Origin of the sequence: Amycolatopsis sp. NPDC058278, from assembly GCF_042881395.1 — a bacterium.
In the GTDB taxonomy this organism is placed as follows: domain Bacteria; phylum Actinomycetota; class Actinomycetes; order Mycobacteriales; family Pseudonocardiaceae; genus Amycolatopsis.
Genome location: NZ_JBHVXZ010000037.1, coordinates 1 through 13437, shown reverse-complemented (window position 1 = coordinate 13437; position 13437 = coordinate 1). Strand labels below are relative to the sequence as shown.

Sequence of the window (13437 nt, the reverse complement as noted above, 5' to 3'; positions counted from 1 at the left end):
CGCACCGAAGAGGAGGACCACTTGATCGCGCTGCTTGTCCGGTTCGTGCTGGGACCGCTCGTCAGGGCGGTGTACCGGCCCGAAGTGCACGGCGTGGAGAACGTGCCGCCCAGCGGCCCGGTGCTCCTGGCGGCCAACCACCGCGCCGCCCTCGACACCGGCGTGATCACCTTCGCGACCCCGCGGCAGGTCAAGTTCCTCGGCAAGGCGGAGTACTTCGTCGGCAAGGGCCTCAAGGGCAAGGCGCTGGCCGGGTTACTCGGCGGCCTCGGCTACGTCCCGGTCGAGCGCGGCAACGCCCAGGCCGGGCTGGCGGCCCTGGAGGCCGCCCGCAAGGTGCTCGACGCGGGCGGCGTCTTCGCGATCTACCCCGAGGGCACCCGGTCGCTGGACGGCCGGCTGCACCGCGGCCACACCGGCGTCGCGGCGCTCGCCCTGGCGACCGGCGCGAAGGTGGTGCCGGTCGCGCTGACCGGCACCGAGCAGCTCCAGCCGAAGGGCGCCCGCATCCCGCGCCGGGCGAAGATCGGCATCACGTTCGGCAAACCCCTGGACTTCTCCCGCTACGAAGGCCAGGACTACGCGCCGGCGATCCGCCGGTCGGTCACCGACGAGGTCATGTACGCGATCCTGGAGCTCTCCGGCCAGGAGTACGTCGACACCTACCACAAGCGGCCGAGCGAAGGCGTGGCCTGAGCGTCAGCCGAGCACCTTCACGACGACCTGCTCGTGGTCGACCGTGTAGGCCAGGTATTCGAACTTGAGCCCGGCCCGCTCGACGTACTCCAGCCACGCCCGGTGCTCGTGCTCCTGCCAGCCGGAGTAGTTGAAGTACTCGTCGAACACCACGATCGAGCCCGGCCGCAGGCGCGGGCCGACCAGGTCGAGGACGGTCTTCGTCGAGGAGTACAGGTCGCAGTCCACGTGCAGCAGGTCCACCGGACCGGGGTGCGCCTCGAGGAAGCCGGGGAGCACGTCGTCGAACCAGCCGACGACCAGCTCGGCGCCCGGCACGTCGGGCAGGCTGTCCATGTCGAACGTCCCGGCGGGGTAGCCCGCGCGCCAGGTCTCCGGCAGCCCTTCGAACGAGTCGAAGCCGTACACCGACTCGCCGCCGCGGGCCTGGGCGATGATCTTCAACGTGGTGCCCGAGTACACGCCGAACTCGAGCGCCAGGCCGCCTTCGGGGGCGAGCGACAGGCCGTGTTCCAGCGTGCTGTGCGGCGACGGGAACGGACGGGCGGTCTTCATGTGGTCCCGGACGAACGCGGCACTGCGCTGCGCCGCCTCGGTCTCCCCCGCGAACTCCAGGTCACGGCGGACGCGGTGCTCGACGTGGCCGATGTGCTCGATCACCCGCTCGACCACCCGCTCGGCCTGGGCGCCGGTCTCCGCGGGCACCTGCCGCCGCAGCTCGGCGACCTCCCGGCTCAGGTCGTCCAGTCTGGCCGACTGATCCGCGAAGTGCCGGCCGACCGCTTCTTCGACGGCCCGCGCGACCTTGTCACGCAAGGAACGGCGAAGCCGGTCGGCGCGCAGGCTCCGGCGAATGAGGTCGCGCATGCAATGTCCTTCCGATCCGCGTCCGGGGCTGGCCCCCGACGCTCACACCCTCATCGATGAGGGCAGCAGAGTACGCATGATCCGGCGGCAGGGCTCTTCGACGAACCGGTACACCAGGTGGGCACTCAGCACCGCCAGCCCGATCGCCACGAGCACGGTAAGGCGGAACGGCCAGCTCTGCCACCCGGACAGCTGTTCGGGGATGGCGAGCTTCGAATAAATCATCTTGCGCGCCAGGTCGAGGAACAACCAGTGCACCATATACAGGGCGAAGGAGACCTTGCCGCCCCACACCAGCACCCGGCTGGCCAGCAGCCTGGTCGCCGGATCCCGGCGGCTGACCGCCAGCGAACCGATCAGCAGCAGGAACAGCGGCACCACGACGACGGTCTCGGTCGAGCCCCACATCAGGTGGCCGTTGATCCGCCAGTCCTGGTCGAAGCGGAACCTCGGCGCCGGGTCCCACCGCTGCACGGCGTAGACGAGCACGACGATCGCCACCAGGATCGTGGTCGGCTTCAGGAACCAGGGCAGCTTCACCGTCGAACCGTGCCGCATCACCAGCAGGGCGACCACCGCGCCCGCGAAGAACTCGGTGAGCACCCGCAGCGGCACGATCCCCCCGACGATCGTGTCGCCGTTCCACAGCAGGTCGCTGCCGTCCTGGAACCCCATGCCGATGACCACCATCGGCACCATGAGAACCGCGGCCACCACCAGCAGCGCCCGGGTGCTGACGTGGACGAGCATCCGGGACAGGAGCACCACCAGCACGGTGAAGGCCAGGTAGGCCAGCCATTCGGCGCTCAGCGACCAGTCGACCGGGTTCCAGTCGTGGTGGGCCGTGCTCCAGGCGTGCACCAGGAACACGTGCGACAGGAAGCGCGACGGGTCCAACGCGGCCTGCAGCCGTCCGTCGTTGTTCGCCTCCACCGAGAAGGCGTGGTAGGCGCCCCACACGAGCAGCATGAAGAACAGCACCGGCCAGATCCGGGACAGCCGCAGCCACAGGAAACCGACCATCTTCTTCGGTCCCCAGTTCTCGGCCATCCGGTCGAGGTGGGTGAAGGTCAGGATGAAGCCGCTGAGCACGAAGAACAGGTCCACCCCGAGGTAGCCCACGTTGAAGACCGGGACCAGCGGGTACAGGAACCCGAACGACTTCAGCAGCTCCGGCCGGAAGTGGAAGGCGAGCACCCACAACGCGGCCACCGCGCGGATGCCGGTGAGCTGGCCGATGTGCACACCCGGCTTGGCGGACCGCGCCGGTTTCGCCTCGGTCTTCGGTATTGCGCCCCCGTCGGCGACGCCGGCGACCGGAGTGGCCCCGGGCGGGGACACCGTCAGCACCCGGCCGTTGTCTGCGTCCATCGTGGGGGTTCCTTCGCGTTCCGGGGGTTCGGTCGGGGCCGGTGAGCCGGGCCGGGTCACTTCCGGCCGACCACGGAAAACACCACGCGTCCCGGTGCGCTCATCGACAGGGTCTTCGCCGCCAGCGGCCGCCCGGCCAGCGCGGCGGACTGCTCCTGCGGCGCCGAGACCATCAGCGGCGCGTCACCGTGCGTCCAGGGCAGCCGGAACGCCTCGCCGTCGAGGCTGGCCGTCAGGTCGTCCGGCTTGAACAGGAACGCCCATGCGCGCTCGGCCAGCGACTGCTCCGGGTACACCCGGGCGACGACCACGCCGTCGGCGGCCGTGGGCACCGGGACGGACTGCCCGGCGGCCACCTGCGTGCTGGACAGTTCCCGCTCGGCACCGCACCGGTTCGGGCCGCGCTCGAGCAGCTGCCACTTGTCCGTGGAGTCCACCATGGTGTACCGGCAGGTCTCGGCAAGCTCCGTCCGCGGCGGGTCCCAGAGCGCGAACCGGGCGTCGAGCGTGGTCCTGGTGTTCTCGCGGATGATGAACCGGGGACCGTTGACGTCGTCGGCGATCCAGGACTCGTTCATCTTGTCGAGCAGCTCGGTGTAGGCGCCGTAGTTCAGCAGCGTCGGCGGGATCGCCGGGGTCAGCCCGTAGGTCCAGCCAATGGCCTGGTCGAACGGTTCGGCCCGGACCGATTGCGTGCCGATCCGGCTCAGGAACCGCTGCGGGATGGCGGTGCGCTGCCGCAGCTGCGACCGCGCGTCCTCCTGGACGGCGTCCCGGTGGGAGCCGGACGCGACGATGGTGGCGCCGTCGGCGAAGGTGTGCAGGGACCGCGCCGGGTCGATCACCCACAGGCCGCCGCCGAAGCTGGCCGCCTGGGCCAGCAGCGAGAGGGCCGCGACCATCGCCAGCACCGCGCTGCGCTGCAGCACGGCGAACAGCACGCCGAGCGCGAACAGCACGGCGAAGTACTGCGCGGAGTGCGAGTCGTGCCGGACGAAACCCTGCTTGAACAGCAGCCAGCCGGCGGCGAGCAGGCCCAGCCACAGCGGCCAGCGCCAGCCGTCCACCTTGATCCGGGCCACCCCGACGGCCAGCACGATCGTCACCACGGCAGCGACCAGGTACTCCCAGGCGCTGTTCGTCGGCTCCAGGCCCATCGACTGCGCGTGCCCGCTGCCGACCGAGAGCGCGCGGACGACGTACTGGACCACCTGCGTCGGCGGCTGCCCCGCGACGATCCAGAGCAGGACCAGGCCGACGAGACCGGAGACCGCGAACTCCGCGAACTCCCGCAGCCGCCTGCCGGGCCGGACGAGCACCGCACCCAGCACGATGGGGCCGCACATCAGCCCGACCGAGAACTTGGTCAGCAGCATGGCCGCGACCACCAGGCCCATCACGACCGGGAAAGAGCGCTCCGCCCACTTCGGCAGCAGGCCGAGGGCGTGGCAGATGGCCAGCACCGCGACGAACCCGGGCGTGGCGGTGATGACGCCGGTGAGGGGCACGATGCTGAAGCTCACCGCGATCGCCCCGCAGGCGACCCACGCCCACCGGGTGCCGATCCGGCCCTGGAACGCCTGGAAGCAGGCGGCCAGGCAGCCGGTCGTGAACACGAACCAGAAGAGGAAGCCGACGGCCACCTCGGCCCGGACGGTGGTCGACGGGATCGCGAGGAAGTACAGCGGCCCGTACGTCGTCGCGATCCGGTCGCCGAAGCTCAGGCCGAAGTGCCGCGCCATCGCGATCAGGAGCCCGTAGTCGTAGTCCCCCTTGGGTTCGATGGGCGAGAACGCCGGCAGCTGCCAGGTCAGGATGGTGAGCAGCCCGCTGATCAGGAGCGTGGCCCGCGAGGGGGCCTCGGCCACGAGACGCCAGGCGCGGAACCGGTCACCGAGCCTGCGTGACCGGGTGTCCCCGGCCACTTCCCCGCCGGGGGGCCCGGCGTCCTGGCCGGTCACCGGCGCCGAGTCCTTGACCAGGTCTTTCATCGTGGTTCTCCTGAACTGCGGCACGACTCGCGCGACAACGGCCGCGGTGGCGGATCCGAGCTGGGCTTCAGAGCACCGAACGCGGGAACTTCGGCTTCGGGTCGAACTTCACCCCGCGTGCCAGGGCCTTCACGATACGCAGCCGCAGCGACCGGGAAACGTGCCCCTGCGCCATGCCCCGGAGCACGCGGATGGCGAACCCGGCGGCGGCGAACGGGCTTTCGTGGTGCAGCCGGTAGGAGAGCTCGTTGCGGGCGCCGTACTCGTACTTCCACACGTTCTGGTGGTTGATCTGGCCGAAGTTCACCCCGCGGTTCTCCGGGAGGTCGTGCACGACGACACTGGTCAGCACCTGGACCCCGGGCGCGGCCTGGGCGACGCGCAGGGTGTACTCCATGTCGTCGAACCAGATGAAGTAGTCGGTCAGCGGCAGCCCGAAGCGGGTCAGCGTCCAGCGCGGGATCAGCACCGACACGAACGAGCAGTGGTTGACGAGCACCGCCTGCTGCCCGAGCGAGAGCAACCGCCCCCAGTCCCAGGTCGTGCCGGGGTTGTTCATCTCGCAGATGCCACCGTCGGTCCACTTCACCAGCGAGCAGGCGAAGGGCATCTGGTGGCCGAGGGTCTGTTCGGCCTTGTCGAGCCCGTTGACCATCTCCTCGAGGGCGTCCGGCTGCGCGTAGCAGTCGTCGTCCATGATCCAGAGGAAGTCGGCGCCCAGCTCGTACCCCTTGGCCATGCCCGCCGAGAAGCCGCCGGCGCCGCCGGTGTTCTCGGACAGGCGCAGCACGGTGACCCGCGGTTCGGTCGCGTACGACGCGAGCACCTCGTCGGTGCCGTCGGTCGACGCGTTGTCGACGACCACGACCCACTCGGGGGCCAGGCTCTGGGCCAGGATGTGGTCGAGCACCTTGCGGAGCTTGTCCTTGCGGTTGTAGGTGACGACGACCGCGGCGACCTTGTTCACTGCTTCTTCCACCCTTGGTACAGCTCCTTGGCCCAGGCGCTGGCCTTGGGCAGTTTGGCAAAGGCTTCGTTCTTGGCGGCCTGCTCCTCGAACCACTGCTTGCGCTGGTCCGGGGAAGACATCATGGTCCGGATCTTCTCGGCCGCCTGCCGCACGAAAGCGTACGGGTGCCGCGGGCACAGCAGGCCGTCGGGGACCACCGAAGCCTGGGAGCCCACGTCGGACGAGACCACCGGGACCCCGGCGGCGGTGGCCTCGAAGGTCGTCAGGGTCAGGCCCTCGTTCTCCGAAGTGACGACCAGGACGTCGGACTCGGCCAGGGTGTCCTTGACCGGGTGGTCCGCCGCGCGGACCTCGAGCACGTCGGTCAGGCCCAGCCGGCCGCGCAAGGCGTGCACCTCGTCCGCGAGCGGGCCGTCGCCCTGGACGATGAACCGCACCGGGACCGGCGACGACTTCTTGAGCTCGGCGGCGAGCTTCAGGAACACGTGCGGTCGCTTCTGCTGGTGGAAGCGGCCGATGTAGGTCACCGTGAACGGCGAGGACTTCGCCTCGGCGCCGACGGTGTCCGGGGTGATCCCGGCGGTGGTGGCGTTCGCGAGGGTGGCGAGGACCACCTTGTGCGCCGGGATGCTCTGCCGGTGGATCAGGTAGTCGCGCAGCTGCGGGGAGATCACGTGGTGCTGGTCGATCATCGCCGACACCTGGACGGCGTGGTCGACGAAACCGCCGGTCCGCCACTCCAGGACGTGCTGCGAATCGACGACCGGGACGTCCGGCCAGACCGACTTCACCCAGGACAGCCGGTCGTAGAGCCAGGTGTTGTGGTGCACGTGGATGCCGCGGATGTCGAAGGCCGCGAACAGCCCGCCGAACAACGCGGAGTCGGTGCCCAGCTTGATCGGGTGGGTGATCGGGATGATCACCGTGTCGTCGAACTCGGGCCGCGTGATCCACGGGTGGGCCGAGTCCCGGTCGGTGACGACGATCGGGACGAATCCGGCTTCCTTGGCCAGCTGGATGCAGTCCAGCGCCCAGCGCTCCGCGCCGCCGAGCTCGAGCCAGTGCAGGCCGAACAGGATGGCGGGCCGGGCGGTGGTGGCCGCGCGGTGGTAGTTCGTGTTGCCGGCGACCGGCAGCCGCCGCGGCAGCTGCGTGGAGCGCATGCGCTTCTCGACGACGTCGGTCCGCAGCTGACGCAGGTGGTCGTACTGGAAGGGGACCCGCGACCGGACCAGCTTCTTGGCCTTGCCGATCGGGCCGTTGAGCTGCTGGTAGCTGTTCTGCACGACCGGCTTGCCGCCGACGTCGATGACGAGGTCGACGAACCCGCCCGTAACCTGCGTGCCGGGTTCCGGAGCGACCAGGCTGCGCACGATCACGGAACCGACCGACTCGCGGTCCTGGGTCCAGCCGATGTGCAGGCAGCGCTCGTCGGTCAGCGACGGGTAGCCCACGTGCAGCGCCCGGACGACGGTCAGGCGCAGTGTCGCGCCGCGTCGCACCAGGGAGTGGTAGGTGGCCGCGCCGATGAGCAACCGGCGTTCGCGCTCGTCGAGGGCACCATCCCCGACGAGACCGACACCACGGTCTTCGACCACTTCGAACGTCTCAGTCAGCAAATCGGTACTCACGCCCGCCCCATCAGTCTGTTTCCCTTTCGGAAAGCTCTGACCAACCACGAAACATTGCTGCTCCACGAAGCTGGCCGAAATCGGTTCCTCCGGCTTCGGGCAAGCGCCGAACTGACCCCCGACGACGCTACGCAGAACCACACTATAGGGGTCAAAAGTCACCCATCTGCACGCGGGTTCCCGTTGCACAGGGTGACAGGACATTCAGCTCACCAAACCAGGAGGATGTTACCGGAATGGATCCGCGTCTCGTTTCCGGCTGTCGAACCGGGCGCCGGAGCACGCTCACCAGGCGTCGTCACCCACGGTGTCCACAGGTCGGGACCGGCCTGGTCCCGGGCCCGAGGGACTCCGGACCGGACGCGCCGCCGGTCGGCGCACCGCGCCCGGCACTTTGTTGCCGCAGGACAACTCACGCAGATTCAAAGCGCACGAATTGCACAACACGTCGCCGAAACACGATGGCAACCTCGGCGAATCATCGCCGCCGGCCGGGCTCGCCGCGACCGGTCCGGAGGCTTCGGTTCCGGCCCGGCCGGTGACCCCGGCCACGCGCGTCAGATCCCCGGCGCTTCCTTCGCCCACTTCGGCGGCGCGGGCGGCTCGTACGTCTCGAACCGGTCGAGCAGCGCGGCCGGGTCGGCGTCGGCGAGCAGGAGCTGCCGGTAGCCGTCCCGGAGGAAGCCTTCGGTGACCATGTGGTCGGCGAACGTCATCAGGGGCGCGTAGTACCCGTCGACGTCGACCAGGCCGATCGGCTTGCCGTGCAGGCCGAGCTGGGCCCACGTCCAGACCTCGAACAGCTCTTCCAGGGTGCCCGCGCCGCCCGGCAGCGCGACGAAGCCGTCGGAGAGGGCCGCCATCTTGGCCTTGCGCTCGTGCATGTCCGCGACGACGTGCAGCTCGGTCAGCCCGGCGTGCGCGATCTCGACGCTGGAGAGCGCCTCCGGGATGACGCCGATCACCTCGCCGCCCGCGGCCAGCGCGGCGTCGGCGACCACGCTCATCGTGCCGACGCTCGCGCCGCCGTAGACCAGGCCGATGCCGCGCTGGGCGAGCAGCTTCCCGAGCGCGGCCGCCTGCTCGGCGTACCGCGGCGAGAAGCCCATCGACGACCCGCAGAAGACACAGATCCGCCGCATCAGTGCGTGTCCTCCCACGCCTGGTAGGACTCCTGCACCACGCGGACGGCGTCGTCGATGTCGTCGGTGACGTGCAGCAGGTCGAGGTCGTGCGGGCTGACCTTGCCTTCGGCCTGCACGGTCTTGGCGATCCAGTCGTACAGCCCGCCCCAGTAGTCGCTGCCGAACAGCACCACCGGGAACTTCGTGACCTTCTTCGTCTGCACCAGGGTCAGCGCCTCGAACAGCTCGTCGAGCGTGCCGAAGCCGCCGGGCAGGCAGATGAAGGCCTGCGAATACTTGATGAACATCGTCTTGCGGGCGAAGAAGTAGCGGAAGTTGACGCCGAGGTCGACCCACGGGTTCAGGCCCTGCTCGAACGGCAGCTCGATGCCGAGCCCGACGGAGAAGCCGCCGGCCTCGGCCGCGCCGCGGTTGACCGCCTCCATCGCGCCCGGGCCGCCGCCCGTCATCACCGCGAAGCCGGCGTTGGCCAGCGCCCCACCGATCTTGCGGCCGAGCTCGTACTCCGGGTGCTCGCGCTTGGTGCGGGCCGAGCCGAACACGGTGACCGCACGCGGGACCTCGGCGAGCGCGCCGAAGCCCTCGACGAACTCGGCCTGGATCCGCAGCACGCGCCACGGGTCGGTGTGCACCCAGTCGCTCGGGCCGCGCGAGTCGAGCAGCCGCTGGTCGGTCGTGCTGCCCTGGTCACGGCGGTCGCCGCGCAGCACGACCGGGCCCTTCTGGCGCTCCACCGGGCGTTCGGGGTATTGGCCGTCCGGCCATTCAGACTGTTCGCTCACCTCGCCATGCTACGGCCTGGCAACCACTTCTTTCGGGAGTCGGGGAAGGAAGCCCGCCGGCCGTGAACCCGGGTCGTCGGCGCGGCGGCTTCCCGGCCGCCGACGGATTCACGCGGACGAGTGCACTCCTCGGCGCGTGCCGGCACCTCCCGTCCGGAATGGACTCGTCTCCGCCGGCGCGACGCCGGGGTGCCCGGTCTATCCAAAGTGGACAGTTCGAGGGCGGACACCGCCGGGTGGCGGCGTTCCGGCCGCCCCAGGCTCCCGCCGGTGAACGGCCCGCGCGCGGCCGGAGGCGTCACCATGTCTGTCTCCCCGGCTGTCGCGCCGATGACCTACCGTGGGGAGATGACCAGTGCCCCCGCCGAACCGCTCGGAGCGCGGATCCGGCGGCTGCGCACCGGCCGCGGCTGGACCCAGCGCGAGCTGGCCGAGCCGGGCTACGACCGGGGCTTCCTGGCGAAGGTCGAGACCGGCAGCCGCCCGCCGTCGGAGGAGATGCTGGCCTACCTGGCGCAGCGGCTCGGGCTGACCGTCGACGAGCTGCGGTTCGGCAGGCCGCCCGGCGTCGCCGCCGAGCTGCGCGCGGCACTGGACGAGGGGTACCGCGACCTCGAACAGGGCCGGATCGCCGCCGCGGAGGAGCGGTTCGCCGCCGCGGGCAAGCAGGCGGCGGGCTACCACCTCGACGACGTCGAGTGCTACGCGCGGTTCTGCCAGGCCGAGGTGCGGTGGCAGCTCTTCGACGTCGCGGGGGCGCAGCGGGGGCTGGAGCACGCGGAGGAACTGGCCGGCGCGGCTCCGCCGTGGCTGCGGGCGATGATCGTGCACCGGTGGTCGGGCTGCCGGTTCCAGCGCGGCGACGCCGGGGCGGCGATCGCCCGGCTCGAGGCCGAGCTGGCGACGCGGCCGTCGGACCCGGATGCCGAGCTGTGCCTGCTCACCGCGTTGATCCACCCGCTGATGGAGATGGGCGGCCTGCACCGGGCCCGCCGCGCGGCCGAGGACGGACGGCGGCTGGCGCGGGCGGCGGCGCGGCCGGACTTCGTCGCGCGGTTCCACCGGCAGGCGTCGCAGGTGTGGCAGGCGACCGGCCGGGCGGACCGGGCGGACGAGGACCTGACCGAGGCGTGCCGGCTGTTCGCGTCGGTCGGGTTCGACCGCGACGCGGCCCGCTGCCGCTGGGCGCGCGGCTACTTCCTGCGGCACCTGGGCCGCCTCGACGAGGCCCGCGCGGAGCTGACGGCGGCCCGCGGCCAGCTGGCGGCGATCGGCGCGGACGAAGGCTTCGCCGGGGCGACGCTCGAGCTGGCCGAAGTCCGGCTCCGGCAGGGCGCGCCGGAAGAGGCCGCGACGCTCGTTTCCGAGGTCCGGGAGCTGTTGTCCCGTGACGTCGAGTCGCTGGGCGAAGCGACGAGCCTGCTGGGCCAGATCGCCGCGGCCCAGGGCGACCCCGAGACGGCGACCGGGCTGCTGCGGCAGGCCTTCGAGATCCAGACGCGGGCGGCTCTCCACGGCGCCGCGGTTTCGACGGCCCTGCGGCTCGGCGACACGCTCCGGCAAAGTGGTCACCTCGACGAAGCCGTCGAGGCCTACCGCCGCGGCCTGGATTCGGCCGCCGGCACCGACACGTAACGGACCTGCGGGCTCGGTGGTCCGGACCAACAGCACTTTCCTACGAAAGTCTGTTAATTGGTTCAGACCAGTCTGCGAAGGGGCTGCCACCTGCGGTTTTGCCCGAATCAACCTGATCACGACGGGGCCGCACTGCTCCGTTCGGCCCATTGACCCGTCCGCGGGTGGAACCTTTACTCGGACGCGTCCGGCGCAATAACACCAGTTATTGCTCCGGGCACAATCCTCCCGGTCCCCGGAAAGGTTCCCCATGAGATCCCCACGTGGGCTGGCGGCGATCGCCGGCCTGGCCCTGACGTTCGCGGTGCCGGCGATCCCGGCCGCCGCCGCTTCCGCACCTCCCGCCGCCACCCCGCCCGAGGCGCTCGCCGCCCGCGCCGCCGACCAGGCCGCCCTCAACGGCGCCGACCGGCTCGCGAAGGGCGCCGGGGAGGCCTTCGTCCGCACCGGAGTCACCCCGGGTGGCGGCGGGCTCTACTTCGCCTCCTACCAGCGCACTTACCACGGCTTGCCGGTCGTCGGCGGCGACGCGGTGGTCGTCGCCGACGGCGCCGGGCGCGTGCGCGGCACCGAAGCCGCGCGCACGGCTCCGATCACCGTCGGCACGCAGGCCGCGCTGAAGGCCGAGCAGGCGACGAAGATCGCCGCCGCGAAAGTGTCCACAGCAGACAGCACGGAGACGCCGAAGCTGGTGGTGCTGGCCGGGGACGCCCCGAAGCTCGCTTACGAGGTCGTCGTCAGCGGCCGGGACCACGGCAAGCCCACCCGCCTGCACGTCTTCGTGGACAGCACCACGGGAAAGATCCTCGACACGCGCGACGACGTCCGCGAAGCCGGTACCGGCAACTCCTACTACGCCGGCACCGTCTCCATCGACACCTCCGGCTCCGGCAGCTCGTACTCCATGACCGACCCCGGCCGCCGCGGCATCGCCTGCGGCCGCGAGGGCGGCTCGATCTTCACGAAGAGCAGCAACACCTGGGGCAACGGCTCGGGCACCGACCTCGAGACCGGTTGCGTCGACGTGCTCTACAGCGTCCAGACCGAGTGGAAGATGCTCGCCGACTGGCTCGGCCGCAACGGCATCGACGGGGCAGGCGGCGGGTTCCGCGCGAGCGTCGGCCTCAACGACGTCAACGCGTACTGGGACGGCTCCTCGACGCACTTCGGGCACTCGCAGGACAACCGCCGCCAGGCGACGCCGATGGACGTCGTCGGCCACGAGTTCGGCCACGCGATCTTCCAGACCACGCCCGGCGGCGCCGGGTCGGGCAACGAGAACGGCGGGCTCAACGAGTCCACCGGCGACATCTTCGGCGCGCTGACCGAGTACTACGCCGACAACCCCAAGGACACGCCGGACTTCTCCGTCGGCGAAGGCGTCAACCTCGTCGGCCAGGGCCCGATCCGCTACATGGACAACCCGTCGAAGGTCGGCGACCCGAACTGCTACTCGGCCTCGATCCCGAGCACCGAGGTGCACGCCGCCGCGGGCCCGCAGAACCACTGGTTCTACCTCCTTTCCCAGGGCAGCGGCGCCAGCCCGACGTGCAACAACTCGACGGTGGCCGGCGTCGGCATCCAGAAGGCGGGCAAGATCTTCTACAACGGCCTGCTGAAGAAGACGTCGTCGTGGAACCACCGCGCGGCCCGCAAGGCCACCCTGGAAGCCGCGGTCGCGCTGTTCCCGGGCAGCTGCACCGAGTTCGCCGCCACCAAGGCCGCCTGGGACGCGGTGAGCGTCCCCGCGGTCAGCGGTGAGCCGGCCTGCAGCGGCCAGCCGCCCGCCGGCAACGACTACTCGCTGACGCTGTCGCCGACCTCGGCGTCCGTCCAACCCGGACAGACGGCGACCACCACGGTGACCACCCGCATCACCTCGGGCACCGCCCAGACCGTGCGGCTGGTGGCGTCCGGCCTGCCCGAGGGCGCGAAGGCGACGATCAGCCCGGCGAGCATCTCCTCCGGCGGCACGGCGACGCTGACCATCACCACGTCGGCGACCACGCCGGAGGGCACCAGCCAGGTGACGGTCACCGGCGACGGCACCGACGCCGACCACAGCGCGCAGTTCTCGCTCACCGTCGGCACCGGCACCCCGCCGCCGACCGGCTGCGACGGCCTCGCCGAGTGGGACTCCGCCAAGGCGTACGTGCCGAACGACGTGGTGGGCCACAACGGTCACAAGTGGACGTCGCTGTGGTACTCCACCGGGGCCGAACCCGGCGCACCCGGCTCGTGGGCCGTTTGGAGCGACGCCGGCGCCGGCTGATCACTGCCGCGGGGGGGGGGGGCCCGCCCCCGCCCCGCGTAGCCGAGAGAAACACACCCAGGCGAGTATAAAACACT

At 70.8% G+C, this 13437-nt stretch carries 10 protein-coding genes; 3 read left to right on the top strand and 7 right to left on the bottom strand.

The genetic code is table 11. From position 1 onward, the window contains the following. Positions 1-21 precede the first annotated feature (21 nt). Positions 22-696 carry a lysophospholipid acyltransferase family protein gene (locus tag ACFVYA_RS20560; RefSeq protein WP_387047003.1) on the top strand — a complete coding sequence of 225 codons (675 nt, stop codon included), beginning with the start codon at positions 22-24 and terminating at the stop codon, positions 694-696. A gap of 3 nt (positions 697-699) precedes the next feature. Here the strand turns inward: ACFVYA_RS20560 and ACFVYA_RS20555 are convergent, their stop codons facing one another. The 7 genes from ACFVYA_RS20555 to ACFVYA_RS20525 all read right to left on the bottom strand — a co-directional run bounded on the left by ACFVYA_RS20555 (position 700) and on the right by ACFVYA_RS20525 (position 9453). After that, entirely contained in the window at positions 700-1563 is an 864-nt protein-coding gene (locus ACFVYA_RS20555; RefSeq protein ID WP_387047002.1) for a class I SAM-dependent methyltransferase, read from the bottom strand. 42 nt (positions 1564-1605) lie between these two features. After that, the gene (locus ACFVYA_RS20550; RefSeq protein WP_285988422.1) at positions 1606-2934 is read right to left on the bottom strand and encodes an acyltransferase; all 1329 of its coding nucleotides are present in this window, start codon (positions 2932-2934) and stop codon (positions 1606-1608) included. A 56-nt stretch (positions 2935-2990) separates the two neighbouring features. Beyond that, on the bottom strand, positions 2991-4925 hold the full coding sequence (locus tag ACFVYA_RS20545; RefSeq protein ID WP_387046998.1) for a hypothetical protein: 1935 nt from the start codon (positions 4923-4925) through the stop codon (positions 2991-2993). A 67-nt stretch (positions 4926-4992) separates the two neighbouring features. After that, entirely contained in the window at positions 4993-5904 is a 912-nt protein-coding gene (locus ACFVYA_RS20540; RefSeq protein ID WP_285988420.1) for a glycosyltransferase family 2 protein, read from the bottom strand. Continuing rightward, entirely contained in the window at positions 5889-7526 is a 1638-nt protein-coding gene (locus ACFVYA_RS20535) for a glycosyltransferase family 4 protein (protein ID WP_387046996.1), read from the bottom strand. The genes ACFVYA_RS20540 and ACFVYA_RS20535 overlap by 16 nt, the downstream gene beginning before the upstream one ends. Positions 7527-8083: 557 nt before the next feature. Continuing rightward, entirely contained in the window at positions 8084-8668 is a 585-nt protein-coding gene (locus tag ACFVYA_RS20530) for a TIGR00730 family Rossman fold protein (RefSeq protein WP_387046993.1), read from the bottom strand. After that, on the bottom strand, positions 8668-9453 hold the full coding sequence (locus tag ACFVYA_RS20525; protein WP_285988417.1) for a TIGR00730 family Rossman fold protein: 786 nt from the start codon (positions 9451-9453) through the stop codon (positions 8668-8670). The genes ACFVYA_RS20530 and ACFVYA_RS20525 overlap by 1 nt, the downstream gene beginning before the upstream one ends. Before the next feature lie 348 nt (positions 9454-9801). Between ACFVYA_RS20525 and ACFVYA_RS20520 the strand changes: the two genes are divergently transcribed. After that, positions 9802-11088, top strand: coding sequence for a tetratricopeptide repeat protein (locus ACFVYA_RS20520; RefSeq protein ID WP_387046990.1), 1287 nt, complete (start codon positions 9802-9804; stop codon positions 11086-11088). 250 nt (positions 11089-11338) lie between these two features. Then, positions 11339-13360: a M4 family metallopeptidase gene (locus ACFVYA_RS20515; RefSeq protein ID WP_387046989.1), complete on the top strand. Its 2022-nt coding sequence runs from the start codon at positions 11339-11341 to the stop codon at positions 13358-13360. The last annotated feature ends 77 nt before the right edge of the window (positions 13361-13437 follow it).